Origin of the sequence: Klebsiella sp. C349492 (genome assembly GCF_042055345.1) — a bacterium.
In the GTDB taxonomy this organism is placed as follows: Bacteria; Pseudomonadota; Gammaproteobacteria; order Enterobacterales; family Enterobacteriaceae; genus Klebsiella; species Klebsiella scottii.
The window spans coordinates 131033-154965 of the sequence record NZ_JANQCE010000005.1 but is presented as its reverse complement, the minus strand read 5'-3'; the positions used below and the strand labels follow the sequence as shown (position 1 = coordinate 154965).

The following is a 23933-nucleotide window of genomic DNA, read 5'->3' as shown; positions in this document are numbered from 1 at the left end:
ATGGCCCATCATCGTCAGGTGCTTTACCTGTCCTGCTTTTGCCTGCTGCTCGGCGCCGTGCTGGCGAGTTATTTTTTGTGGTGTCGCTATTATGTCGCGCCGTTCTCCTGTCGGGTGAGTTTTGTCCAGCATCATCCGGATACGACCCTCATTCTGTGGATGAATTACACCGTAGACGGGAAGAGCGGGACGCTCAGCATTAACGGTCACGTGCAGGGGGAGCCGAACAGAGTTATTAACCGTAAAATATCGTTTTTGGTGACGCGCAAAGGCCGTGTCTGGTACCTGGTATCAGAACACAATATTAAATTCCCGGACGATAACGTGCCGGATAGCTGGCTGGAAAAATATGAGCCGCTGTTTTTCGTCTACCCAGGAAAAAATATCTATATGCGTATTAATGAACAGAAAAATGGTAGCTATCTCTTTCTTTTGGGAACGCTGCCGACCTATATGTGCAGTAGCGCCACGCGTCCGGCTGCGAAAATGTAAAAGCCAACCACGGGCTGGGTTTTCTGTTTACCGCTCCTGCGCGCCTGTCCGCGCACTCATTGCGAGACGCTCTCTCTCATCACTCATCGCCAACTGTCGCCTGTAGCCGGGACAACGCGGAGCGGTCTGGTGAGACGCTGCGCCACGGCGCGGCCGTTCTCAATGAAACCACGGGGGGGCGTGACGGACGTCTGGCCGCGTGCCGGCAAGTCTGATGCAGATAGCGACGGCAGTCATTCAGCGCTCTGAGGTATTAAAGCGCCTGAAAACAGAACGCCGAAATAATCCGACCGCAGCGGCTGTTGAAAATAAAAGATGAGTTATATTGTTGGCACGTTCTTTACGCCACCGGTACTTACTCCCCTTATATTGGAGATATCTGTATGAAACTATTACAACTAATCGCACTGGTTCCTGTATTACTGCTGCCAGCTGGCGCATTTGCCTCCTCAGAGGCAGCGTGGAAAGAATTTGATAAAACTATCCAACGCTCATGCCTGGCAAAGAGCGACCTGCTGCATAAAAAGGTGACAGGACAGCGCATAGATTTTAGTGATGATGTCGGTTACTCGGCCCTCATTATTTCCGGTAAAAGAATGGATAATGGCAAATCGCAAACGATGAAATCTCTCTGTCTGTATAACCGGCAAAAACAAACTGCCAGTCTTGCTGATATGCCATGAGTCGACACCCTTCCCCCTGAAGGGCGACATTTCCTGCAGCATTCGGATCGAAGCTCCGCCGGTTTCGGCCTCTGCGGCCATCAGCCAAATTTACGCGGAAGTATCATTTTTAATATTCTCTAATATTCTGTTTTTAAAGAAATATAAATTGTAGCGCTCCCACCTCTCCCTGCCCGGCGAAAGTTATCACAAATTTGTGAACGTTTCGGGAGGATTTGATAAGAACTTCCTCTGTAAGTTGACATCATTCCTTTTCCACAGAACGCGGGGCGATGATGTTAAACCGACGAAATTTTCTGCTGGGAGGCAGCGCGATCGCGGCCGGCGTACTGGCGGTAGGGCGCTTCCCCTCTTTGTTTGCCGCTGATGGCAAAGCGACTGCTGCCCCGGCGGGGGCAAAGTTTGCCATAACCCATAGCCCGCAGGAGTGGCAGAATCTCCTGACGCCTCAGCAGTATTACATCCTGCGGAAGGCGGGGACCGAGAGACCTTATTCCAGCCCGCTGAACGATGAACACCGGCGCGGCACCTTCGTCTGCGCGGGCTGCCAGCTGCCGCTTTTCTCCTCCGCCGCTAAATTTGACAGCCGCACCGGCTGGCCCAGCTTCTGGCAACCGCTGGATGACGCGGTGGCAGAGAGCCGCGATAGCTCATTTGGCATGGTGCGCGACGAAATTCATTGCCGCCGCTGCGGGGGGCATCTGGGCCACCTGTTTAGCGACGGCCCGGCGCCGACCGGACTACGCTATTGCATGAATGGCTATGCGATGCTGTTTCGACCGGAAAAAATATAGCCCCCACAGTCCACAATAAGGACGCTGATTATGCTGGTTATTTTTCTTGCTTATCTTGGGGGCCTGTTGACCATCGCCAGCCCCTGTATTTTACCCGTGCTGCCGTTTGTTTTTGCCCGTTCGGATCGGTCGTTTATGCGCACCGGTCTGCCGCTGCTGGCGGGAATGGCGATAACCTTTACGCTGTTTGCCACGCTGGCTGCCGTGGGCGGAGGCTGGGTGGTGGTGGCCAACCAGTATGGTCGTGACGCCGCGCTGGTGTTGATGGCGCTATTTGGGATAACGCTGCTGTTCCCCCGCCTGGCGGATCGGATCATGCATCCGCTGGTCTCTGCCGGGAATTCCCTGTCAAACCGGATTACCGTCGGTAAATCCTCCGGCGCGGGCAGCTCGTTTTTGCTGGGTATTGCCACCGGTTTGCTATGGGCGCCGTGTGCCGGGCCGATCCTCGGGCTGGTACTGACCGGTGCGGCGCTGCAGGGCGCGAATATCAACTCCACCTTGCTGCTGCTGGCTTATGCCGCCGGCGCGGCGACCTCGCTGGCGCTGGCGCTGCTGATTGGCGGTAAAGTCTTCGCCACCATGAAGCGCTCGCTGGGGGTTGGGGAGTGGATCCGCCGCGCGCTCGGCGTCGGTATGCTGATGGGCGTGGCGGCAATTGGTTTCGGACTGGACACCGGCGTCCTGGCGCGGATTTCGACGGCATCAACCGGCGGTATTGAACAATCCTTGATACAAAAACTCTCTCCGGGCAGCGGAAAATATGCCTCGGCGCCTGCGGCAACCCCCGCCAGCGCCGTAGCCAGTACGGCTGATAACGGTATGGCATCTTTGCTGAGCGATGGAGGATTGGCGCCGCCACTGACCGGCGCCGTGCAGTGGCTGAACTCGCCGCCGCTGACCCCGGAAGCGCTGCGCGGCAAAGTCGTGCTGGTGGACTTCTGGACCTACTCTTGTATCAACTGCCTGCGTTCACTGCCTTACGTTAAAGCCTGGGCGGAGAAGTACCGCGATCGGGGGCTGGTAGTGATTGGCGTGCACGCGCCGGAATTCGCCTTTGAAAGAGATATTCGCAACGTTGCGAAAGAAGCGAAAAAGCTGGGGGTCACTTATCCGGTTGCGATCGATAACGACTACCGCATCTGGCGCGCCTTTCATAACCAGTACTGGCCAGCGCACTACTTTATCGATGCCAGCGGGCATATCCGTTACGAACATTTCGGCGAAGGCGATTATGACCGCTCCGAACATGTGATTCAGGAGCTGCTGCGTCAGGCGGGGGCGAAAAATGTCGATAACAGCGTCAGTACGGTTTCAGCTACGGGCGTTGAACAGGCTGCCAGCGGTCAAAGCAATATTTCACCGGAAACCTACCTCGGCTATTCGCGCGGAGCAAACTTTGCCTCCGATAAGGTCAGCGAAGACCAGCCCGCTGATTACCATATTGCGGCGCTGCCCCTCGATTCATGGGGGCTGGAAGGGCGCTGGACCATCGGCGACGAGCATATCACGCTGAACGGCGGCACCGGCAAGATTGCCTATCAGTTCCATGCTCGCGACCTGCATCTGGTTCTGGGGCCGGGTAGGGACGGGAAACCCGTTCGCTTTAAGGTGTTGGTCGATGGCCAGGCTCCGGGCAGGATGCACGGCGCCGACGTGGCCGCCGACGGTAGCGGCACGGTGACGGAACAGCGTTTGTATCAGTTAGTTCGCGGGTCTGATGGGGTGGGGGAACACACCTTCAGCATTGAGTTTAAAGATCCGGATGTAGACGCATACGCTTTCACATTTGGTTAATACAGGTGGCTACGAAGATGAAAAAAATGACCCGTTGTATCCGTGCCGTAGGCGCTTCGGCTCTGGTGGTTAGCGCGCTGGTATTCCAGAGCGTCGCCTGGTCTGAAGCTGAACCCGCGGTAATTATTCCCGCGCCGCTGCAGGATGAGGCTCCTGGTTCGACGCGTCTGGAAACCGCCGTCCTTGCCGGCGGCTGTTTCTGGGGCGTGCAGGGCGTTTTCCAGCACGTCAAAGGCGTCACTAATGTGACTTCCGGTTATGCCGGCGGCAAAGCCCGCACCGCCTATTACGATAGCGTGAGCACCGGTATGACCGGTCATGCCGAGTCGGTACAGATCACTTTTGATCCGCAGCAGGTAACCTACGGCCAGCTGTTACAGGTTTTCTTCTCGGTCGCGCATAACCCGACGGAGCTGAACCGGCAGGGGCCGGACTACGGTACGCAATATCGCTCAGCGATATTCCCGATGAATGATTCGCAGGAGAGCGTAGCGAAGGCCTATATTGCCCAGCTTAACGGCAGCCACCGTTTCAACGCGCCGCTGGTGACTACGGTTGAGGAGCGCGCCAGCTTCTATCCGGCGGAGAAATATCATCAGAACTTCCTCAACGACAACCCCGATTACCCGTACATTGTGATCAATGACAAACCCAAAGTTGAGCAGCTGAAAAAAAACTTCCCGGCGCTGTGGAATAGCGAACCGGTGCTGGTGAAAGGTTAATGATTCCCCACCTCGTCGCCGTCAGGGGGCGCGGTTTGCCCTACGGGGCGGCATTTTTTCCGGCTAGCAGCCGGCCGACATCGGGAGAAGAGATATTTTACGACCGGCTGCTTATGTTGCGCTTTCGATCGCGGGGGTAAATTTATATCCCATTCCCCAGACGGTTAGCAGGCGCTCCGGTTCCGCCGGGTTATGTTCAATCTTGATCCGCAGGCGGTTAATGTGCGTATTGACCGTATGCTCATAGCCTTCATGCTGATAGCCCCAGACCTGATTGAGCAGGCTCATGCGCGAGAACACTTTGCCGGGGTTTTTAGCGAAAAAATAGAGCAGATCGAATTCACGCGGCGTGAGTTCCACCGGTTTGCGATCCAGATGTACTTCACGCGCGATGGGATCTATCACCAGGCCGGCAAAACGCAACATTCCTGCATCCATTTTCATGGCGCTGATCATCGCTTCCTGACGGCGAAACAGGGCCTTGATGCGGGCGACCAGCTCCAGCATGGAAAACGGTTTTGCCAGATAGTCGTCAGCCCCCAGCTCCAGGCCAAGCACGCGGTGTATTTCGCTTGAGCGGGCGCTGATAATAATGATGGGCGTATAGCGGGCCATATTACGCGCGCGACGGCAGATCTCCAGCCCGTCGATACCGGGGAGCATTAAATCGAGGATCAGCGCATCCCAGCCGCCGCTTTCCAGCAGGGCGACGCCTTTATTACCGTCATTAGCATGGGTAACGTCATAGCCCTCATCATGCAGGTGAAGGGCGAGAAGGTCGGCAATGTCGGCGTCATCTTCGACGATCAGGATTTTTTTTGCGGTTACGCCTGTCATATTTAACCCCCCATTTTCCCGTCTACTCTTGCAGCTTACACAACTCCCTCTGCTGCCGTTGAAATATCACATTTAATTTAAATTTGCGTGAGGCTTTGGGGAACAGATGTGGCGGATAGTCGGTAATGGTATCGCGGGTGTATCGACAATAACTGAGGAAAATATTATGAAAAAATTAGCTATTTTCGCACTGTCAGCCGTCTGTGCTATGGGCTCCGTGACGGTGAGCTATGCGGCAGATACGACGAGCGAAACGTCATCGACCACCATGATGAAAGCAGACCATAACTCCGGCGCGATGATGAAGGCCGATGATCATTCCGCAACCATGATGATGAAAGCTGATAAACATCCTGGCACCATGATGAAGAAGGAGAAAAAGCCTGGCGCCGGGATGGCGATGAAAAAAAAGGACGAAGTTAAAAAATCCATGTAACGGGAGGCGCTGGCGCGGCGTTTCGGTGAAAGGCACGCCGCCAGCGTTTTTTGTGGAAACGTCGCAGTTCGGCGCTGCCGAACTGTCTTGATGCGCAGCGCAATCAGTACAATAATCGCGCATATGGATGTTTCCTCCCTGAATACAGGCTGCCATGATCATAAAAATCGTTTGTCTGAGTCTTCTTTGCATCATCCTGCTCTCTCTTGGCGCCAGCCTGGCCCAGGCGATGCATCAGCGTGAGCAGCGCTCGCAGGAGGGCTGGTGGTCCGCCCGCCGTGATTCAGCGGGGCTGGCGCCCGACCCTCAGCAAAACGCCAGGCTGGCCATTGTGCAGGTTTACGCTGCGCCGACCTGGGGATGGAGAGGGGTGGTGGCGGTACATCCATGGATCATCTATAAACGCGCCGGGGAGACGGAATATAGCCGTTACGAAGTGATTAGCTGGGGAGGCGGGGAAAAGGTGCGCCGCAATCGCAACCCTCCGGATGGCTACTGGTTCGGGGCGAAGCCCCGTTTGCTGGTGGAACACCGGGGGCAAGGGGCCGAAGCCATGATTCCGCAGATTGTCGCGGCCATTGCCACCTATCCCTGGCCGGATACCTACCACGCCTGGCCGGGGCCCAACAGTAACACCTTTATTGCCCATATTGGGCGCGAGGTGCCTGCACTCAAGCTGGATATGCCCGCCAACGCGGTGGGGAAAGATTTTCGCTCGCTGCTGGATCCCATCGGCCTCCCGCCATCCGGACGCGGGGTACAGGTGTCGGTACTGGGGATTGCCGGCGTTACGCTGGGGGCTGAAGAGGGATTTGAACTCAACCTGCTGGGGCTGAACGTGGGGCTGGATTTCACGCCGTTACGTATACGTCTGCCGTTTATTGGTGGCCTTGGCGATGACAATTTGCGAAATGACCCTGCTAAATAACGCTAATGTCCGCCGCGCTGGCATGGATTCGACGGCCGGATGAACCGGGACGACCCCACGGGGCCCGGGGACCTTCTTGAACGCTTGCGCTACGCGGTGATGTAAACAGATGAACGTCGCCTTGCGGGCTGCACCTGGAGTTAAACAAACATTGTTTATATCCCCTCTTGCCGGCAAGAAAGAGCGGTATTGGCATTTTTATTGTTATGTTATGACTTAAACTAGCGCCAATATATTACTCAGATTTATCGCTAGAATATTCAATTCGATAATATTTGCACTCTAAAGAGGCAAGTATTGAATTATCGCCCTGAACGCGCGGGAAGCCCGGAAACCTGATACGGCTATGCAAGCCGATATACATCCGGTAGCACTGGAGATCCGGAACCTGAGTTTTCGTTATGACGGTCAGTCTGCGCCCGTTTTCAGCAACCTGAACACCAGTATAAAACCAGGAGAAATTGTGGCGATTATCGGGCCTTCAGGTTCAGGGAAAATCACCCTGGTAAAGGTACTGTGCGGGCTGTTTGTACCCGAATCCGGCAGACGGTACGGATATCAGGTCGCTGGGTGTCAATAATTATCACAGAATGATTGCCTGTGTGATGCAGGATGACCGGCTGTTTTCAGACTCTGTTCGAGAAAATATCTGCGGTTTCGCTGAAAATATCGATGGGGCGTGGATGGTGGAGTGCACCGCCAGAACCAGCTTTATTCACGAAGTTATCATAAAAATGCCCGTGGGTTATGAGGCGCTGATTAGCGAACCGGTAGCAAGATTTTCTGGCGGGCAGAAACCGCGGGTTTTTATTGCACAAGCGCTTTACCGTTGTCCCGGTATTTTATGCATGGATGAGGCCATAAGTGCGCTGAATACTGAGAGTGAAAATTATGTTAATCAAGCGATAAAACATCTTAATATAACACGGATAATTATCGCTCACGGAGAAATAACAGTAAAATCGGCCGCGCGGGTAGTTTTATTGAATGCGTCTGCAGGACACGACTAAAGCAATGCTATTAATATTTCTTCGTCAAAGGCAGGTATCCAGCCTGTACTTACTTACCTGAATCATTCGATACTAAATAAATCTGGTCAAATGAAGAGGAAATGTAACACACTACTACCTGACGAGTCCGAGGCCTTACGCGATGGTAAATTTCGGGTAGAGACTTAAGCTATTGACTTATATCAGGAATGATGAAATGGAAGACAAAAAATACAGCTGTGAATATATTGAAAGAAACAAATCCGTATCCGGATGTTTTGCTATGTTCATACTGTTCTTCGGGATAACCTTTATCCCCTTATTTTTAAGAAACGGTGCAGAACTTATGGCGCGAGGGCTTCTGATTCCGTTACTCATTACTCTGGAATTTATGTTCATTATTCCTCTCTATTATATCTTTTTCCGTAAAAGAGAAGGCCTGGGGGTCGGTAGTTTTCGGCTTAAAACGTTTATGATACTGTTTCTTATTATTCTGCTTGTTCAGTATCTTTTCCCTTATCTTTTCGGGATAAATAAAGCTGAAAAGTGGTCCGAATCCCAGGCGACTCTCGGAGGATACATTTTTGGGATCAATGCCATTCTGCTAATTTTCATTGCGCCTGTCTATGAAGAAATCGTCTTCCGTGGATGCCTGTTTAACATACTTAAATTCTGGTTTCGGGGAAATATTTATGGTGCCGCTATCATCGTGTCCTTGATATTTTCGGCCGTCCACTTGCAGTATACGGAAATAAGGACCTTTATCATGTTGTTTTTGGTTTCTTTAACCCTCACGGCGGCGCGGGTGAAGAGCCGGGGGCTTTTGATGCCAGTGATTCTTCATATGCTGATGAATGCAGTAGTTACCGGTACACAGTATGCGGCTTACATACTTTTAGCCCCTCAAAGTTAATTATTTGGTGTAAGGGATTTTCGTTATGCCTGCGATATTAAATGCAACTCAGTTCCCGGTACTCGGACTACCGGCGGTGACACACTCAGCATTCCGCTGATGACGCTCGACAGCGGATGGCAGGCCGCTTACATTGAAGCAATCTTCAGTGACGGGTATGTAGCTATAACACAGGTGTATAGTACGCCTGACGAGAAATATCCGGAAGCAGCCCCGTCCGGCCGTAGAAATGCAAAAACCCAGCCATAGGCTGGGTTCTCTGAATAGTGGTGCCCGGCTCGGACTAACGCCGAAGGCGTTGAACGGCGCGCCTGCCGCGCCGGCCCCGAAGGGGTGAGCCGCTGGCGGCGAATAATCGAACGTAGTTCGATGGAGAGTCCGGCTGCAGAAATGCAAAAACCCAGCCATCGGCTGGGTTCTCTGAATAGTGGTGCCCGGCTCGGACTAACGCCGAAGGCGTTGAACGGCGCGCCTGTCGCGCCGGCCCCGAAGGGGTGAGCCGCTGGCGGCGAATAATCGAACGTAGTTCGATGGAGAGTCCGGCCGTAGAAATGCAAAAACCCAGCCATAGGCTGGGTTCTCTAAATAGTGGTGCCCGGACTCGGAATCGAACCAAGGACACGGGGATTTTCAATCCCCTGCTCTACCGACTGAGCTATCCGGGCAACGGGGCGCATTAAAACCGATTCGCCTCGCTGCGTCAACGAAATTTCATCAAATCAACGCAGGATGGACAATCTATCACCACATTGCATTAAAAGCACGCAGCTTCAGGCGAAAAAGAGGCTCCAGGCTGCCGATAGCGGCATTGCCAGCACCAGCGCCGGCAGCATATTAACCACCGCAAACATTTTGATACCGCAGATGCGCAGCCCGGTCGCCAGCAGCAGCATTCCGCCAACGGCGCTGAAATCGGCCATCATCATCGGGGTCGTCAAGGGCATAATTAACGCAGCGCAGGCCGCCAGCGTGAGCTGAATAACCAGCATCGGAACGCTTATCGCCGCGACGGCAATGCCAAGAGAACAGGCAAAAATGGTGGCGGTGAAAAAGTCGAGGAACGCTTTGGCAATAAGAATGCTGGCGTCGCCGGTCATGCCTTCGCGCATCGCGCCGAAGATCCCGGTGCCGCTGGCGCAGAACAGCACGATAATCGCGACGTAGCTCTGAACAAAAGAGTCATGGGCGGCAACCCGCCGCTTGCCCTTCGGCGAAAATATCTGCTGGAGCTTGCCGACCAGCGCGTTGGTCCCTTTCTCCATATTACACACTTCGCCAAGCAGGGCGCCCAACAGGGTGGCGAGCACCATCACCGGCAGGTTGGCGCATTTAACCACTAATAAAATACCAATGCCCAAAGAGGCGAGACCAAAAATAGAGGTCATCGATGTGCGGATGCGCTCCGGCAATCTCTGGCTTAACAGTGCGCCAATGATGCCGCCTGACAGCACCGCGCAGGCGTTAATAAAAGGTCCTGTAACCACAGCGTGCTCCCGTTAATTATCCCTAATAAGTGCATTATTATGAACCTGCCACGGCGTAAAGGCTCGTGGAACAGTGATGTGACTGCATATGTAATTCATCTTGCCTGGGTATGGCAAAGGTGACATTATTGCGCGAATTTTCTTCTCTTCAACTATGAGGCCGCCGGGATGACCACATCGCCAACGCATTGCCGCCGCGCGCAGATGCGTAAGCCGCCTCATCTTGCTACTCTTAGTCTCGATCCTCTTCCCCGCATGCGGTGAAGGCAGCGTATGCTCACTGCAGGACAACAGTAAAAGCGGACCCGGTCTGCTTTTACTGATGTCGGGCGGTCGGAGCTGGAATCCAGTCGGACCCTGACATTTCGTTGGACAAGGCGTGAACGCCCTGTCTGAGGCCTTTTACTCTCCGGAAACGGGTATTCGCGCTAATGAAATCAATGCACATTGCCGCCAGCTGCGAGCTGGTCCCCCATCTGTCCACCCACCGTCGCGTGGTCGCGCTGGACAATACTGATTTTACCGATGTGGCGGCAGTCGTCATTACCGCAGCGGACAGCCGCAGCGGCATCCTCTCTCTACTTAAGCGTAGCGGGTTTAACCTGCCGGTCTATCTGCTTAGCGAGACCGACATGGCAAAGCCGGACGGCGTCGCGGCGGTGATGACCGGCAAAGAGCAGGATTGGCTGGAGCTGGAGGCGGCGGCCTGCCGCTATGAAGACAACCTGCTGCCGCCGTTCTTTAATACTCTGACTCAATACGTCGAGATGGACAACAGCACCTTTGCCTGTCCGGGACATCAGCACGGGGCATTTTTTAAAAAACACCCCGCGGGCCGTCAGTTCTTTGACTTCTTTGGCGAGAACATCTTCCGGGCCGATATGTGCAATGCCGACGTCAAGCTGGGCGATCTGCTGATTCACGAAGGCTCCGCCAAACACGCGCAGAAGTTTGCGGCGAAGGTGTTCAACGCCGACAAGACCTATTTCGTCCTTAACGGCACTTCGGCGGCGAATAAGGTGGTCAGCAACGCGCTGCTCACCCGCGGCGACCTGGTGCTGTTTGACCGTAATAACCACAAATCCAACCACCACGGCGCGCTGATTCAGGCCGGGGCCACGCCGGTCTATCTGGAGGCCTCGCGCAACCCGTTTGGCTTTATCGGCGGCATCGATGATCGCTGCTTTGATGAAGGCTACCTGCGCAACCTTATTCGCGAAGTGGCGCCGGAAAAGGCCGATGCGCCGCGGCCGTTCCGTCTGGCGGTGATTCAGCTTGGCACCTACGATGGCACCGTCTACAACGCCCGTCAGGTGGTGGATAAAATTGGCAGCCTGTGCGACTACATCCTGTTTGATTCCGCGTGGGTCGGCTATGAGCAGTTTATTCCGATGATGGCCGACTGTTCGCCGCTGCTGCTCGATCTGACTCCTGAAGATCCGGGCATTTTCGTCACCCAGTCGGTGCATAAACAGCAGGCCGGTTTCTCGCAAACGTCGCAGATCCACAAGAAGGATAACCACCTGCGCGGCCAGGCGCGATTCTGCCCGCACAAGCGGTTGAATAACGCCTTTATGCTGCACGCGTCAACCAGCCCGTTTTACCCGCTGTTTGCGGCGCTGGATGTGAATGCCAAAATTCATGAAGGCGAAAGCGGCCGCCGGCTGTGGGCTGATTGCGTAGCGCTGGGTATTGAAGCGCGCAAGGCGATCCTCGCCCGCTGCAAAATGATTCAGCCGTTTGTGCCGCCGACGGTGGCCGGGCGCCCGTGGCAGGATCATCCGACCGAAGCCATCGCCCGCGAGCGGCGCTTCTTCAGCTTTGAGCCGGGTGCCAGCTGGCACGGTTTTGAGGGCTATGCGGGCGATCAGTACTTCGTTGATCCCTGCAAGCTGCTGCTGACCACGCCGGGCATCGACGCGCAAAGCGGCGAATATACCGATTTTGGTATCCCGGCGACGATTCTGGCGCACTACCTGCGTGAAAACGGCATTGTGCCTGAGAAGTGCGATCTGAACTCGATTCTGTTCCTGCTCACGCCGGCCGAGAGCGCTGAAAAAATGGCGCAGCTGGTGGCGATGCTGGCGCAGTTTGAACAGCATATCGAAGCCGATACCCCGCTGGCTGACGTGCTGCCGACCATCTATAACAAATATCCGGTGCGCTATCGTGATTACACTATCCGCGAGCTATGCCAGGAGATGCACAATCTGTACGTCAGTTTTGCGGTTAAGGATCTGCAAAAAGAGATGTTCCGCAAGCGGAGCTTCCCGCGCGTGGTGATGAATCCGCAGGATGCGAACCGCGAATTTATTCGCGGTAACGTCGACCTCGTGCGCCTGAGCGAGGCCGAAGGTCGCATTGCGGCGGAGGGGGCGCTGCCGTATCCGCCGGGCGTGCTGTGCGTGGTGCCGGGCGAGGTGTGGGGCGGGGCGGTGCTGCGCTACTTCCTCGCGCTGGAGGAGGGCGTCAATATGCTGCCCGGCTTCTCGCCGGAGCTGCAGGGCGTCTACAGCGAAACGGATCCTGACGGCATCAAGCGGCTGTACGGCAACGTGCTGAAGGCATAAAAAAACGCCCCGGCGCGAGCTCGGGGCGTGTTGTTGCCCGGCAGGCGTAGCGCCGCCGGGCTGTTATCAGGCGCTCTGCTGGACTGCGGCAGGCTGTCTGACGTGTTTGTACTTAAACAGCGCGACGAAGGCGAAGGCCAGAACCAGCGAGTATCCGGCGAAGATCAGCCACACCGGCTGCCAGTTGGTGATGCCGTCGGTGGTATACATCTCTACCACTTTCCCGCTCACCACGCCGCCGAGAATGCAGCCAAAGCCGTTGGTCATCATCAGGAACATCCCCTGGGCGCTGGCGCGAATTTCCGGTCTTACCTCTTTCTCGACAAACACCGAACCAGAGATGTTGAAGAAGTCGAAGGCGCAGCCGTAGACAATCATCGACAGAACCAGCAGCACGGTGCCGAACGGCGTTGGGTCGCCGTAGGCGAACAGGCCGAAGCGCAGCATCCACGCCACGATACTGATCAGCATGACGTTCTTAATGCCGTAGCGGCTCAGGAAGAACGGAATGGTCAGGATAAACAGGGTTTCGGAGATCTGGGAAATCGACATCATTACCGACGCATGCTCGACGATAAAGCTGCCCGAGAACAGCGGGTTATTGTCGAAGCTGTGCAGGAAGGTATTACCGAACATGTTGGTGATCTGCAGTTCAGCGCCTAACAGCATGGAGAAGATAAAGAAGATCGCCATCCGCTTGTTTTTGAACAGGGCAAATGCGTCCAGGCCCAGCATGGTGCTCCAGCTCTGGTTTTTCTGCTGGTTAGAGACCGGAATATGCGGCAGCGTCAGGGTGAACAGCGCCAGCACGACGGAGAGCGTTGCACCGATATAAAGCTGCATATGGCTCAGCTCGAAGCCGGCGAAGCTCACGGCCCACATCGCGATGATAAAACCGATGGTTCCCCAGATACGGATAGGCGGGAAATCGGCGACGATATCCATGCCGGCGGATTTCAGACGATAGTAGGAGATGGTGTTAATCAGCCCCAGCGTTGGCATATAGGCCAGCGAGTTGAGGAGAATAACCAGGAACATCTCACCCGGCGTGGTGACCTGGGCCGCCATAAACAGCGTTCCCGCCCCGACCAGATGGCATAGCGCATACACCCACTTCGCGCTGATCCACTTATCCGCCACGATCCCCAGCAGCGTAGGCATGAACACGGCGGCAATACCCAGCGAGCTGTATACGGCACCGATAGACGCTCCGTCAAACTTAAGCGTCACAAACATATAGGAGCCCAGCGTAGTCAGCCAACTACCCCAAAGGCAGAACTGCAGAAACGACAATATTTTAAGCTGCAGCTTAAGGTTCATGTTATTTTCCTCACGAGTAAGCGGGGGAGCTGTTGTTATGGTTACATTCAGGACTACGATTTGATGAAATTCTATCAGCAAGCGGCATCATGTTTTGTTACCTTCCGCAAATAAATGCAATCCATATTAATTTGCAGATTAGATTGTGATGCAAATAACGTTTTCGTATGGCGCGTAGCGAAAAGGGCGCCGAACGACCCGGCTCTCGTGCGCGTAACGAGAGCCGGGTAAAGGATAAAGACCCTATTTGCGGCGGTAGGATTTCTGCGCCGTGTTGACTTTATACAGGTAGCGGCGGGATTCCCCGGAGGGGTGGCGGGTGGTGAGCGTCGAGTAGACATCGCCCGGCGTCATGCTGTTAATGATGTTGGCAGCCTGAACCTTATCGCTGGAGAAGACCCGCAGTACGCTTCCCGCGCCGCCGTTATAGGCGGTGATGACGGCGTAGCGCCGCGAGGTGGGGTTGTCGATACCGGCAAGATAGACGTTGTTCAACATCGCCAGGTACGCGGTGCCGGTATCGATATTACTGGCCGGATCGAACAGGAAGCTGCGGCTCGGCAGGCCCGATTTTCCCTGGGAACGGAAAACGTCTTTCCCGGCGCTGTGCTGGACGACCTGCATCAGGCCCAGCGCGTCGGCATGGCTGACGGCGTAAGGGTTGAAAGAGGACTCGGTCTGCATTATCGCCAGGATCAGCGATTCATCAATGCCGTACTTCCGCGCCGACTGGCGCACCATGCCGATATATTTATGCGCACGCTTATCGAGGTGGTTCGGCACCAGGTTGATGGTGATGCTGTAAATGATTCGCAGGCCGTTGCTGCGGCTTTTCAGCCGCGTCTGCAGCAGATAGTCGGCGTAACGCGAGGCGCGCCACTCCCAGCGAATCGGATCGCCGTGATTGTCCACCACCTGGCCGTACAGGAACGGCTCTTTCGAAATCTGGATATCGTCGGTATCGGAATAGAGGTCAATGGAGCCCGGATCGTCCCCCATCAGCAGCGTTTTAATGATCGTCTGACGAAGACGCCCGGTGGGATCGGTTCCGGCGAGGGTCTCGACGGTGATGGTGCCCTCATCAAAGTTGATGTGGCTGCGGGTCTGGTACCCGTCGGTATATTTAACGTAGTCTTTCGGCCCGGCGAGCAGGACTTCGTTATACCCCCAAATATTTTCGACGTTATGGGCAAACTGTCCCATCAGGATATCGAAGCCGTTAGTGTCCTTTACCCACGCTTCGTCATACCCGGCGCCCTTTTTATTCGAGCTGGAACACGAAACGAGCAAAGGCGCAATGAGCGCTAGCGCTAAATATTTTTTCATCATTCCGGGAGCGTGCGTTGTGTTGGTGGGGGCAAGAGCCGTCGGCCCTTACCGTTTTTCCTGCGGCGTATAGCCTTCGATATGCACATCTTTCCCTTCAAACAGGAACTGGATCATCTCCTGCTCCAGCAGCTTGCGGTGCTCCACGTTCATCATGTTGAGCTTCTGCTCATTGATCAGCATGGTCTGCTTGTGCTGCCACTGGGCCCAGGCCTCTTTGGAGATCTCGTTATAGATGCGTTTGCCGAGATCGCCCGGGTACAGCTGGAAATCCTGGCCATCCGCTTCGCGCTGCAGGAAAGTACAAAAAATAGTTCTGCTCATGATTCATCCTCTTTAATTCGCCAGAACGCTATACCAGCGCCCCGGCCTTCAGCTGTTGCAACAGGCGTTCCACGGGAGCCGCCAGACCGACCGACGGCGGCTGCGCTAAGTTATACCAGAGTGCGCCGCCTTCATCCATGCATGCGCCGGATGAGTGCACTGTAAGCCACATAGGTACAATATCCAGGTGGAAATGGCTGAAAGTGTGGCGAAACGCGGTCAACTGCGTCAGATTATCGGCCTTAATCTGCCGCTGTACCAGCCACTCGCGCAGCGTCTCTTCATCTTCAAACTGCGGAAAACAGAATAATCCGCCCCATAATCCCACCGGCGGACGCTGGGCGAGAAACACCTCGTCGCCGTGCTGCATCAGCAGAAAATAGCCGGTGCGTTCCGGAATAGTCTGCTTCGGTTTCTTGCCTGGATATTGAGTCCATGAATTATTGGCGTACGCCTCGCAGCCGTTATTCAGCGGGCAAAGCGCGCATTTGGGCTTCGAACGGGTGCAGACGATCGCCCCGAGATCCATCATCGCCTGGTTAAAACGCTCGACCCCTTTGGCCGGCGTGACCTCTTCGCTAATCCCCCAAAGCCGCTTCTCGACCTCTTTTTTTCCCGGCCAGCCGCTTACCGCATAGCAGCGGGCCAGCACGCGCTTTACGTTGCCGTCGAGAATCGGATAATGCTTGCCCAGAGAGAGCGATAAAATGGCGCCCGCCGTCGAGCGCCCGACGCCGGGCAGCGCGGCCACTTCATCAAAGGTCTGCGGGAATTCGCCGCCGTGCTGGTTTGCCACCTGCTGCGCCGCCTTATGTAAATTGCGCGCCCGGGCGTAGTAGCCGAGGCCGGTCCACAGATGCAGGACTTCATCCAGCGGGGCATTCGCCAGATCGATAACCGTTGGGAAACGCGCCATAAAGCGTTCAAAATAAGGGATAACCGTTGCCACCTGCGTTTGTTGCAACATCACCTCGGAGAGCCATACTTTGTAGGGCGTTTTGCCGATTTGCCATGGCAGGGTTTTACGCCCGTATTTGTCGTACCACTCCAGCACCTGGGTTGAAAATTGCGCGGCGAGAAAAGTCAAAGCTGCAGCTCCGGAATTGCGATAACAGGGTGGCAGATTGCAGCACAAGGGCGAGAGGCTGTAAACCCTTGCATCCGTCGGGTAACTTTGGATAATGCCCGTTTTCCGCACACATTCACAAGCAGACCTAACCTTTATGAAAAACGACGTCATATCTCCGGAGTTCGATGAAAACGGCCGTCCTCTGCGCCGCATTCGTAGCTTCGTCCGCCGCCAGGGCCGCCTGACCAAAGGGCAACAGCACGCGTTGGATACTATCTGGCCGGTGATGGGCGTTGAGTTCACCGATGCGCCGCTTGATTTAGCTTCGCTGTTTGGCCGCGAGGCGCCGGTCACCTTAGAGATCGGTTTTGGCATGGGCGCCTCGCTGGTGGCGATGGCCAAGGCGAAACCGGAGCAGAATTTCCTCGGTATTGAAGTCCACTCTCCGGGCGTCGGGGCGTGCCTTGCTTCCGCTGAGGAAGAGGGTGTACAAAACCTGCGCGTGATGTGTCACGATGCGGTCGAAGTGCTGCACACCATGATTGCGGATAACTCCCTTAATATGGTGCAGCTGTTTTTCCCTGACCCGTGGCATAAAGCGCGGCATAATAAACGCCGCATCGTGCAGGCGCCGTTTGCTGAACTGGTGAAAAGCAAGCTCAAGCTTGGCGGCGTCTTCCATATGGCGACCGACTGGGAGCAGTATGCCGAGCATATGCTGGAAGTGATGTCTTCGCTCGACGGCTATCGTAACCTGTCTGAAAGCAACGACTATGTACCGCGCCCGGAATCGCGCCCGGTAACCAAATTTGAACAGCGTGGCCATCGTCTTGGCCACGGCGTATGGGACTTAATGTTCGAGAGGGTGAAATAATGGCAAAGAATCGTAGCCGTCGTCTGCGTAAGAAAATGCATATCGACGAGTTTCAGGAAATGGGCTTTTCTGTCGCCTGGCGTTTCCCGGAAGGGAGCAGCGAAGAGCATATCGACCAGACCGTAAATGACCTGATCAATGAAGTGATCGAGCCGAACAAACTGGCGTTTGACGGCAGCGGCTACCTCTCCTGGGAAGGTCTGATCTGCATGCAGGAAATCGGTAAATGCACCGAAGAGCATCAGGCCATTGTCCGCAAGTGGCTGGAAGAGCGCCAGCTTGCCGACGTGCGCACCAGCGAACTTTTTGACGTCTGGTGGGACTAAGTTTGACAAGGGTCGGCAATTGCCGACCCGCTTTGTCTGAAGGGAGCTTTATGATGCGCAAAACGCTGCTGGCGGTGGCGCTGTCCGTCACCGCTTTGACCGCGCATGCGGACTACCAGTGTAGCGTCACGCCGCGTGACGACGTGATCCTCAGCCCGCAGAAGGTGCAGGTGAAAGGGGAGAACGGCGATCTGGTGATTATGCCGGACGGCAGCCTTACCTGGAACGGAAAACAGTATTCCCTGAACGCGGCCCAGCGCGAGCAGGCTCAGGATTATCAGGCCAGCCTGCGCAGCAGCCTGCCGTGGATTGACGACGGCGCGCGCGCCCGGGTTGAAAAAGGCCGCACGGCGCTGGATAAAATCATCACCGAGCAAGTGGGAACCAGCAGCAGCATGCACGGTCGCCTGACCAAACTGGACGCGCAGCTAAAAACGCAGATGAACCGGATTATTGAACGCCGCAGCGATGGGCTGACCTTCCATTATAAAGCGATCGATCAGGTCCGCGCCGACGGCCAGCAGCTGGTCAATCAGGCGATGGGCGGCATCCTGCAGGACAGCATTAACGAGATGGGCGCGAAGGCGGTTCTCAAGGGCGGCGGCAATCCGCTGCAGGGGATCCTCGGTAGCCTGGGTGGCCTGCAAACGGCGATTCAGGAAGAGTGGAAGAATCAGGAAGCGGATTTCCAGCAGTTTGGCAAAGATGTCTGCAGCCGGGTGGTTTCCCTTGAAGATAGCCGCAAGACGCTGGTGAGTTCACTGAAATAACCTTTTCATTGCGCGGCTCGTAACGCCCGAGCCGCGCACTATTCTCTTTAATCCTCTCGATTCAGGCACGCCCGTGCGATACGCGGGAGCGGCGGGCCAGAGAGTCGATAATCACCGCAATCGCCAGCACGCAGCCGGTAATGATATAGCGCAGCGATGAGGGCAGATTCAGCAGCGTCAGACCGTTCGAAATCGACTGAATCACGATGATCCCCAGCAGCGCGGACCAGGCGCTGCCGCGCCCGCCAAACAGGCTGGTGCCGCCGATCACCGCCGCGGCGATGGCGTTGAGGTTAACGTCGCCGGTACCGGCCTGCTGGCTGGCTGAGGCCAGGCGCGAAGCCGCCAGAATCCCCCCGAATGTCGCCAGCGTCGCGCAGAGCACAAAGGCGCTGACGTAAATGGCCCTGACGTTAATCCCCGAGCGCCGCGCGGCTTCCCGGTTGCCGCCGACCGCAAACATCGAGCGGCCCCATTTTGTCCGCTTCAGCGCATAGTTGAGCACCATAGCCGCCGCGACAAACAGACCGAAAATCCACGGTACGCCGCGGCCCAGGTTGAGGTAGAAAACGGCAGCCTCAAAAATCACCGTCAGCAGCGCCGCGCGCAGCAGCAGCGAGCTGACGGACTCCGCGGAGAGGTTGGCCTGCAGGCGGCGTACGCGGGTTTTAAGGCCAAACGTCAGCAGCGCCAGACCGGGCAGCAGGGCCAGGGTATGGGAGAACCAGCCCGGCATGACCATCAGCTGGCCGAAGCGAACCAGCGGCGAAGCGTAGGGCAGGTTGATGCTGCCGCTGGGGCCAAGAATGTACAGCTGCATCCCGAGCAGCGCGAGCAGGCCGGCGAGCGTCGCCACGAAGCTCGGCATCCCGACGCGGTTATAGAGCAGAGCGTAAATCAGGCCGACGGCGATACCGCACAGCAGCGCCACGCCAATAGCCGCCGCCACCGGCCAGCCCGCGTTGACCCACAGGACGCCGACGATTGCCGAGGCAAGGCCGCTCATCGAACCTACCGAAAGGTCGATTTCCCCTAGCATCAGCACGCAGACGATCCCCAGAGAGATAAAGCCTACGGTGGCGCAGTCAAAAAGCAGGTTAACCAGGTTATTCGGCGCAATAAACACCGGGTTGAGCCAGGTAAACACCAGGGAGATAACAATCAGTCCGGCAATCACCGGGGCGGTGCCGAGATCGCCGGTCCTGATACGATTGATTTGCGCACGCACCACGCCGAACAGACCATCGTTGTGCTGGACGCGCTCGTCGCTGCGATCCAGGGCCGGGCGGGATTCTGTCTTGCTGTTCATAAAATTAAATCACTCCAGAAGAACTTAACTGTGATTTACGTTCAACGCGGCGCGAAACGGCGTTTTCCGTTGCGCCGGTAATGGCGGCGACCAGATCCTGGTTGGAGGCGTCGGGGGTGAAGACCCCTTTATTACGCCCGAGGCGCAGCACCACGATGCGATCGGCAACCGCCCGGACGTCTTCCATGTTATGGCTGATAATAATGACGCCGAGGCCGCGTTCGCGAACGCGCTCGATCAGGTTGAGCACTTCCGCCGTCTGGGCGACGCCGAGCGCGGCGGTCGGCTCATCCAGCATGATAATTTTGGGATTCATCAGCAGAGAGCGGGCAATGGCTACGGTTTGACGCTGGCCGCCGGAGAGCGAAGCGATGGGCTCTCGCACCGACGGAATACGGGCCGCCAGCTCCTGCAGCAGCGTCCACGCCCGTACCTCCATGGCAACCTCATCCAGCTGTAAAGGCGAGATCTCCTGGCCTAAAAACAGGTTGGCCACCACGTCCAGGTTTTCGCACAGCGCTAAATCCTGAAAAACCGTGGCGATACCGTATTCCAGCGCTTTCCCCGGACTATCAAGCGTGACGACCCTGCCGTCGAACTCAATGGTGCCGTCGGTAGGCTGATGCACGCCGGCGAGAATTTTAACCAGCGTAGATTTTCCCGCGCCGTTATCGCCAACCAGCGCCACCACTTCACCGGCGTGGACCTCCAGCTCGATATCCGCCAGGGCGCAGACGGCGCCAAAGTGTTTAGAGACGTTGCTTAGCTTCAGGATCGGTTGCCCGGCCGTCGATACTTTCTCTTGTTCTTGCGACATGGAAGAGACCTCAATTATTGCGAAACTACGCCTGCCGTTGGATGACGGGCGTATGGGCAAAATTACTTTTCGATGCCTAACTTCTGGCAGGCTGCAGCGTATTCGCCGGTACAAACCTGAGCGTAGGTCTGGATCTTTTTATCGAAGATTTCCGCTTTAATATTTTTCGCGGTGATCACCGCCGGGGTGAAGAGCTGCGACGGGGTGTTGTACAGGGTGGTGCTGGCCTGAGGCTTCTTACCCTCAATAAACTCAACGGCCACTTTCGCCGCCGCCGCCGCGACGATTTCAGAAGGTTTTGAGATGGTGTTGTACTGGTCGCCGGCAATGATGAGCTGCAGCGCGGCGATGGTGGCGTCATTGCCGGTGACCGGCGGTAACGGCTGGACGCCAGCGGCTTTGAAGGCGGCAATCGCCCCGCCGCCGGTGCCGTCGTTGGCGGCAACCACGCCTTTAATTTTGTCACCAAAGCGGGTTATCTGCCCTGCAGCCCACTCCTGCGCTTTTGGCGGCGCCCATTCCGGCGTATCAAATTCCGCCAGAGTTTTGTAGCCCGACTCTTTCAGGCCGCGGTGGATACCGTCGCGGATCAGTCCCGCCGCCGCGTCGGTAGGGGAGCCGTTGATTTGCAGCACGCCGGCATCCTGCGGTACGCCGCTCTCTTTCAGGTGGCTGGTCAAGGATTTAGAGATGGCATAGCCAATCCCTTCGTTATCAAACGAGACGTAGAAATCTGCCGGTTTCGCCGGGATAGGGCGGTCGTAGGCGATCACTTTGACATCCTGCGCCTGGGCGTTGGCAACCAGCGCGGCGGCGGCGGAAGAGTCCACCGGATCGAGAACGATGATTTTCGCTCCCTGGGCAATGACCGAGTTGAACTGCTGCTGCTGCAGGGTGGCGCTGGCGTTGGCGTTTTGATAAATGACCTTGCAGTCGGCGCACAGTTTGCTCATTTCCGCCTTGAAGCCGGGAAAATCATGCTGCTCGTAGCGCGTCGATGCCTGGTCGGGCATTAAAAAGGCGACCGTGGCGGATTCCGCTGCCTGTGCTGAAGCGGTAATGCCGGCGGATATTGTTGCAAGTGCGATAAAAACTTTACGGTAATTCATTGCTTTACCCTCTTTTTTATATGCTTGAGCCCGCCGGCCTCGGCCGACGTCATAAAGACTTTTTTAATAAGAGTTACCAATAATTCACATGTAGGATACTTCGGTTTTACATTTGCTCAACCGATGAAGCAGGATTACCACCGCGCAAAAAAGGAGTCAAGAAATGGAAAAATATCGATGTGTATTTGTGATTGGCTGCAAAGATCTGAATAAAAAAGGAGCAGGCGTTTTGACCGAAGCGCGGAGGAAAAAACGACCTTGAAAAGGGGGATCGTGCGGCAAAAAAACGGGCGGCGAAGGGCCGCCCGGATGCTTAATCTTCGCTCAGAAACAGCTCCAGCAGAGAGTTTAAAAACAGCTTACCGTGCTCGGTTATCTGCCAGCAGTGCGCGTCTTCAGCCAGGTAGCCCTGGGCGATGGCGGCGGCAATTTGCGGGCGAATCACGCTCTCATCAAGGCCGGTATAGCGGCTGAATTCGTCACGCGGCGCGGCTTCCAGCAGGCGGAAACGGTTCATAAAGAACTCGAACGGCTTATCCGCCGCCTCGACGTCGTGCTGGCGCTCAAGGTAGCGGCCTTCCATGTAGCCGCGCGGATGGCGCGTTTTTGCCGTTCGCAGAATGCGTCCGTCAGGGAACGTCACCTTACCGTGCGCCCCGCAGCCGATGCCGAGGTAGTCGCCAAAGCGCCAGTAGTTAAGATTGTGCTGACACTGGTAGCCGGGTTTGGCATAGGCGGAGGTTTCATACTGCTGATAGCCTGCCGCCGTCAGCAGCTGATGCCCCTGTTCAAAAATATCCCACAGCGCATCGTCATCCGGCAGCACCGGCGGACGGGAGCCGAAGAGGGTATTGGGCTCAATCGTCAGCTGATACCACGACAGGTGCGGCGGGTTGAGCTCGATGGCCTGGCGCAGATCGTCCAGCGCTTCATCCAGCGACTGGTCCGGCAGGCCGTGCATCAGGTCGAGGTTGAAGCTGCGCAGACCGAGGCCGGTGGCCAGATGCGCCGCGCGTTTCGCCTCGGCCGGGCCGTGAATACGTCCCAGACGCTGCAGCTTTGCCTCGCTAAAGCTTTGCACGCCGATGGATATCCGGTTGACCCCCGCGCGCTGATACTCGACAAAGCGATCGGCCTCCACGGTGCCGGGGTTGGCCTCCATGGTGATCTCGGCATCTGCTGCCAGCGGCAGGCAGGCGCGAACGCCGTCGAGCAGGGTCCGCATCGCCGGCCCGGAGAGCAGGCTAGGCGTACCGCCGCCGATAAAAATAGTCCTGACTTCACGGCCCTGGGCGTAGTGCGCGTCGGCCCGCAGATCGTTGAGCAGGTGCTGCACGTAGTCGTCGTGCGGTACCTCGCCCTTCAACGCGTGCGAGTTAAAATCGCAGTACGGGCACTTCTGCACGCACCACGGGATGTGAATATACAAGCTCAGAGGTGGCAAATTAGCCATTACGTAATGCTTCCAGTAACAGTTTCAGCGCGCGCCCGCGGTGGGATATCGCGCTTTTTTCTTCACGACTCAGCTCCGCCGCGGTTTTACCCTCAGACGGAACAAAGAAAATAGGATCGTAGCCAAAGCCGCCGCTGCCTGCCGCGCTGCGGGCAATCACGCCGGGCCAGCTGCCGTGACAAACAATCGGCGTTGGATCTGCGGCATGACGCAGGTAGACCAGCACGCAGTGGAACTGCGCCTGACGCTTATCGTCAGGGACGTCGCGCAGGGCGACGAGCAGCTTTTCCAGGTTCTGCTGGTCGCTGGCATCTTCGCCGGAGTAGCGCGCGGAGTAGATCCCCGGCGCGCCGCCTAGCGCATCTACCGCCAGGCCGGAGTCATCGGCAATCGCCGGCAGGCCGGTAATTTGTGCGGCATGGCGGGCTTTCAGAATGGCGTTTTCGATAAACGTCAGGCCGGTTTCTTCGGCGTTGTCTACTCCCAGCTCGGTTTGAGCAACGATATCCAGACCAAAATCTTCCAGCAGCGAGGCCAGCTCGCGGACCTTTCCGGCATTGCCGGTGGCGAGAACAACTTTTTGCATGATTA

23 protein-coding genes, 1 tRNA gene and 1 pseudogene are annotated in these 23933 nt (G+C 56.2%); 13 read left to right on the top strand and 12 right to left on the bottom strand.

Going from position 1 to position 23933, the window contains the following annotated elements; genetic code table 11:
• From NWP14_RS18560 to msrA, 5 genes are all read left to right on the top strand, one after another.
• Nucleotides 1-492, top strand: coding sequence for a hypothetical protein (locus NWP14_RS18560; protein WP_095099407.1), 492 nt, complete (start codon nt 1-3; stop codon nt 490-492).
• A 383-nt stretch (nt 493-875) separates the two neighbouring features.
• Nucleotides 876-1175 (top strand): hypothetical protein, encoded by a 300-nt coding sequence (locus tag NWP14_RS18555; protein WP_095099406.1) that lies wholly within the window; start codon nt 876-878, stop codon nt 1173-1175.
• Between the two features lie 275 nt (nt 1176-1450).
• The gene (gene msrB / locus NWP14_RS18550) at nt 1451-1969 is read left to right on the top strand and encodes a peptide-methionine (R)-S-oxide reductase MsrB (RefSeq protein WP_375215798.1); all 519 of its coding nucleotides are present in this window, start codon (nt 1451-1453) and stop codon (nt 1967-1969) included.
• Nucleotides 1970-1999: 30 nt separating this feature from the next.
• Complete coding sequence (locus NWP14_RS18545; protein ID WP_375215797.1) at nt 2000-3766, top strand: cytochrome c biogenesis protein DipZ; 1767 nt, start codon at nt 2000-2002, stop codon at nt 3764-3766.
• Between the two features lie 17 nt (nt 3767-3783).
• Nucleotides 3784-4488: a peptide-methionine (S)-S-oxide reductase MsrA gene (gene msrA, locus NWP14_RS18540; RefSeq protein ID WP_375215796.1), complete on the top strand. Its 705-nt coding sequence runs from the start codon at nt 3784-3786 to the stop codon at nt 4486-4488.
• A 111-nt stretch (nt 4489-4599) separates the two neighbouring features.
• Here the strand turns inward: msrA and NWP14_RS18535 are convergent, their stop codons facing one another.
• Nucleotides 4600-5325 carry a response regulator transcription factor gene (locus NWP14_RS18535; protein WP_375215795.1) on the bottom strand — a complete coding sequence of 242 codons (726 nt, stop codon included), beginning with the start codon at nt 5323-5325 and terminating at the stop codon, nt 4600-4602.
• 166 nt (nt 5326-5491) lie between these two features.
• Between NWP14_RS18535 and NWP14_RS18530 the strand changes: the two genes are divergently transcribed.
• The 4 genes and pseudogenes from NWP14_RS18530 to NWP14_RS18515 all read left to right on the top strand — a co-directional run bounded on the left by NWP14_RS18530 (nt 5492) and on the right by NWP14_RS18515 (nt 8591).
• Nucleotides 5492-5761 carry a hypothetical protein gene (locus NWP14_RS18530; RefSeq protein ID WP_331834867.1) on the top strand — a complete coding sequence of 90 codons (270 nt, stop codon included), beginning with the start codon at nt 5492-5494 and terminating at the stop codon, nt 5759-5761.
• 154 nt (nt 5762-5915) lie between these two features.
• Entirely contained in the window at nt 5916-6689 is a 774-nt protein-coding gene (locus NWP14_RS18525) for a DUF3750 domain-containing protein (protein ID WP_375215794.1), read from the top strand.
• Nucleotides 6690-6993: 304 nt separating this feature from the next.
• Nucleotides 6994-7699 (top strand): annotated as a pseudogene (locus tag NWP14_RS18520) (ATP-binding cassette domain-containing protein); the annotation flags it as partial.
• A gap of 196 nt (nt 7700-7895) precedes the next feature.
• Complete coding sequence (locus NWP14_RS18515) at nt 7896-8591, top strand: lysostaphin resistance A-like protein (protein ID WP_375215793.1); 696 nt, start codon at nt 7896-7898, stop codon at nt 8589-8591.
• A 589-nt stretch (nt 8592-9180) separates the two neighbouring features.
• Here NWP14_RS18515 and NWP14_RS18510 read toward each other — a convergent pair.
• Both NWP14_RS18510 and NWP14_RS18505 read right to left on the bottom strand, forming a co-directional pair.
• Nucleotides 9181-9256 (bottom strand) — tRNA-Phe (locus tag NWP14_RS18510).
• Between the two features lie 105 nt (nt 9257-9361).
• Complete coding sequence (locus tag NWP14_RS18505; RefSeq protein ID WP_095099387.1) at nt 9362-10075, bottom strand: DUF554 domain-containing protein; 714 nt, start codon at nt 10073-10075, stop codon at nt 9362-9364.
• Nucleotides 10076-10506: 431 nt separating this feature from the next.
• Here NWP14_RS18505 and NWP14_RS18500 point away from each other — a divergent pair, with 431 nt between their 5' ends.
• Nucleotides 10507-12645: an ornithine decarboxylase gene (locus NWP14_RS18500; RefSeq protein ID WP_375215792.1), complete on the top strand. Its 2139-nt coding sequence runs from the start codon at nt 10507-10509 to the stop codon at nt 12643-12645.
• Between the two features lie 66 nt (nt 12646-12711).
• Here NWP14_RS18500 and NWP14_RS18495 read toward each other — a convergent pair whose 3' ends face one another.
• The 4 genes from NWP14_RS18495 to mutY form a co-directional block, all read right to left on the bottom strand.
• Nucleotides 12712-13965: a nucleoside permease gene (locus NWP14_RS18495; RefSeq protein ID WP_095099383.1), complete on the bottom strand. Its 1254-nt coding sequence runs from the start codon at nt 13963-13965 to the stop codon at nt 12712-12714.
• Nucleotides 13966-14208: 243 nt separating this feature from the next.
• Complete coding sequence (gene mltC / locus NWP14_RS18490) at nt 14209-15291, bottom strand: membrane-bound lytic murein transglycosylase MltC (protein WP_095099379.1); 1083 nt, start codon at nt 15289-15291, stop codon at nt 14209-14211.
• A gap of 48 nt (nt 15292-15339) precedes the next feature.
• The gene (locus NWP14_RS18485) at nt 15340-15615 is read right to left on the bottom strand and encodes an oxidative damage protection protein (protein WP_095099376.1); all 276 of its coding nucleotides are present in this window, start codon (nt 15613-15615) and stop codon (nt 15340-15342) included.
• Nucleotides 15616-15643: 28 nt separating this feature from the next.
• On the bottom strand, nt 15644-16702 hold the full coding sequence (gene mutY / locus NWP14_RS18480) for an A/G-specific adenine glycosylase (protein ID WP_331834863.1): 1059 nt from the start codon (nt 16700-16702) through the stop codon (nt 15644-15646).
• A 136-nt stretch (nt 16703-16838) separates the two neighbouring features.
• Here mutY and trmB point away from each other — a divergent pair, with 136 nt between their 5' ends.
• The 3 genes from trmB to NWP14_RS18465 are packed head-to-tail and all read left to right on the top strand — an operon-like array spanning nt 16839 to nt 18654.
• Nucleotides 16839-17558 (top strand): tRNA (guanosine(46)-N7)-methyltransferase TrmB, encoded by a 720-nt coding sequence (gene trmB / locus NWP14_RS18475; RefSeq protein WP_095099370.1) that lies wholly within the window; start codon nt 16839-16841, stop codon nt 17556-17558.
• Complete coding sequence (locus tag NWP14_RS18470) at nt 17558-17884, top strand: YggL family protein (RefSeq protein ID WP_095099367.1); 327 nt, start codon at nt 17558-17560, stop codon at nt 17882-17884. The genes trmB and NWP14_RS18470 overlap by 1 nt, the downstream gene beginning before the upstream one ends.
• A 50-nt stretch (nt 17885-17934) precedes the next feature.
• Nucleotides 17935-18654, top strand: coding sequence for a DUF2884 domain-containing protein (locus NWP14_RS18465; protein WP_095099364.1), 720 nt, complete (start codon nt 17935-17937; stop codon nt 18652-18654).
• Between the two features lie 61 nt (nt 18655-18715).
• Here NWP14_RS18465 and NWP14_RS18460 read toward each other — a convergent pair whose 3' ends face one another.
• From NWP14_RS18460 to NWP14_RS18440, 5 genes are all read right to left on the bottom strand, one after another.
• A complete protein-coding gene (locus NWP14_RS18460; protein ID WP_095099361.1) occupies nt 18716-19963 on the bottom strand; it encodes a sugar ABC transporter permease in 1248 nt (415 codons plus the stop codon).
• 4 nt (nt 19964-19967) lie between these two features.
• Nucleotides 19968-20780 carry an ATP-binding cassette domain-containing protein gene (locus tag NWP14_RS18455; RefSeq protein WP_375215791.1) on the bottom strand — a complete coding sequence of 271 codons (813 nt, stop codon included), beginning with the start codon at nt 20778-20780 and terminating at the stop codon, nt 19968-19970.
• A gap of 62 nt (nt 20781-20842) precedes the next feature.
• On the bottom strand, nt 20843-21889 hold the full coding sequence (locus tag NWP14_RS18450) for a substrate-binding domain-containing protein (RefSeq protein WP_095099355.1): 1047 nt from the start codon (nt 21887-21889) through the stop codon (nt 20843-20845).
• Between the two features lie 313 nt (nt 21890-22202).
• The gene (hemW, locus tag NWP14_RS18445; protein ID WP_095099352.1) at nt 22203-23342 is read right to left on the bottom strand and encodes a radical SAM family heme chaperone HemW; all 1140 of its coding nucleotides are present in this window, start codon (nt 23340-23342) and stop codon (nt 22203-22205) included.
• Complete coding sequence (locus NWP14_RS18440) at nt 23335-23928, bottom strand: XTP/dITP diphosphatase (RefSeq protein ID WP_095099349.1); 594 nt, start codon at nt 23926-23928, stop codon at nt 23335-23337. Before NWP14_RS18440 ends, hemW begins: the two co-directional genes overlap by 8 nt.
• Between the last annotated feature and the right edge of the window lie 5 nt (nt 23929-23933).

What these genes read in the sequence shown, in the direction of transcription:
- NWP14_RS18560 (WP_095099407.1), top strand. Translation starts at nt 1, where the DNA reads ATGGCCCATCATCGTCAGGTGCTTTACCTGTCCTGCTTTTGCCTGCTG.
- NWP14_RS18555 (WP_095099406.1), top strand. Translation starts at nt 876, where the DNA reads ATGAAACTATTACAACTAATCGCACTGGTTCCTGTATTACTGCTGCCA.
- msrB (WP_375215798.1), top strand. Translation starts at nt 1,451, where the DNA reads ATGTTAAACCGACGAAATTTTCTGCTGGGAGGCAGCGCGATCGCGGCC.
- NWP14_RS18545 (WP_375215797.1), top strand. Translation starts at nt 2,000, where the DNA reads ATGCTGGTTATTTTTCTTGCTTATCTTGGGGGCCTGTTGACCATCGCC.
- msrA (WP_375215796.1), top strand. Translation starts at nt 3,784, where the DNA reads ATGAAAAAAATGACCCGTTGTATCCGTGCCGTAGGCGCTTCGGCTCTG.
- NWP14_RS18535 (WP_375215795.1), bottom strand. Translation starts at nt 5,325, where the DNA reads ATGACAGGCGTAACCGCAAAAAAAATCCTGATCGTCGAAGATGACGCC.
- NWP14_RS18530 (WP_331834867.1), top strand. Translation starts at nt 5,492, where the DNA reads ATGAAAAAATTAGCTATTTTCGCACTGTCAGCCGTCTGTGCTATGGGC.
- NWP14_RS18525 (WP_375215794.1), top strand. Translation starts at nt 5,916, where the DNA reads ATGATCATAAAAATCGTTTGTCTGAGTCTTCTTTGCATCATCCTGCTC.
- NWP14_RS18515 (WP_375215793.1), top strand. Translation starts at nt 7,896, where the DNA reads ATGGAAGACAAAAAATACAGCTGTGAATATATTGAAAGAAACAAATCC.
- NWP14_RS18500 (WP_375215792.1), top strand. Translation starts at nt 10,507, where the DNA reads ATGAAATCAATGCACATTGCCGCCAGCTGCGAGCTGGTCCCCCATCTG.
- NWP14_RS18495 (WP_095099383.1), bottom strand. Translation starts at nt 13,965, where the DNA reads ATGAACCTTAAGCTGCAGCTTAAAATATTGTCGTTTCTGCAGTTCTGC.
- mltC (WP_095099379.1), bottom strand. Translation starts at nt 15,291, where the DNA reads ATGAAAAAATATTTAGCGCTAGCGCTCATTGCGCCTTTGCTCGTTTCG.
- NWP14_RS18485 (WP_095099376.1), bottom strand. Translation starts at nt 15,615, where the DNA reads ATGAGCAGAACTATTTTTTGTACTTTCCTGCAGCGCGAAGCGGATGGC.
- trmB (WP_095099370.1), top strand. Translation starts at nt 16,839, where the DNA reads ATGAAAAACGACGTCATATCTCCGGAGTTCGATGAAAACGGCCGTCCT.
- NWP14_RS18470 (WP_095099367.1), top strand. Translation starts at nt 17,558, where the DNA reads ATGGCAAAGAATCGTAGCCGTCGTCTGCGTAAGAAAATGCATATCGAC.
- NWP14_RS18465 (WP_095099364.1), top strand. Translation starts at nt 17,935, where the DNA reads ATGATGCGCAAAACGCTGCTGGCGGTGGCGCTGTCCGTCACCGCTTTG.
- NWP14_RS18460 (WP_095099361.1), bottom strand. Translation starts at nt 19,963, where the DNA reads ATGAACAGCAAGACAGAATCCCGCCCGGCCCTGGATCGCAGCGACGAG.
- NWP14_RS18455 (WP_375215791.1), bottom strand. Translation starts at nt 20,780, where the DNA reads ATGTCGCAAGAACAAGAGAAAGTATCGACGGCCGGGCAACCGATCCTG.
- NWP14_RS18450 (WP_095099355.1), bottom strand. Translation starts at nt 21,889, where the DNA reads ATGAATTACCGTAAAGTTTTTATCGCACTTGCAACAATATCCGCCGGC.
- hemW (WP_095099352.1), bottom strand. Translation starts at nt 23,342, where the DNA reads ATGGCTAATTTGCCACCTCTGAGCTTGTATATTCACATCCCGTGGTGC.
- NWP14_RS18440 (WP_095099349.1), bottom strand. Translation starts at nt 23,928, where the DNA reads ATGCAAAAAGTTGTTCTCGCCACCGGCAATGCCGGAAAGGTCCGCGAG.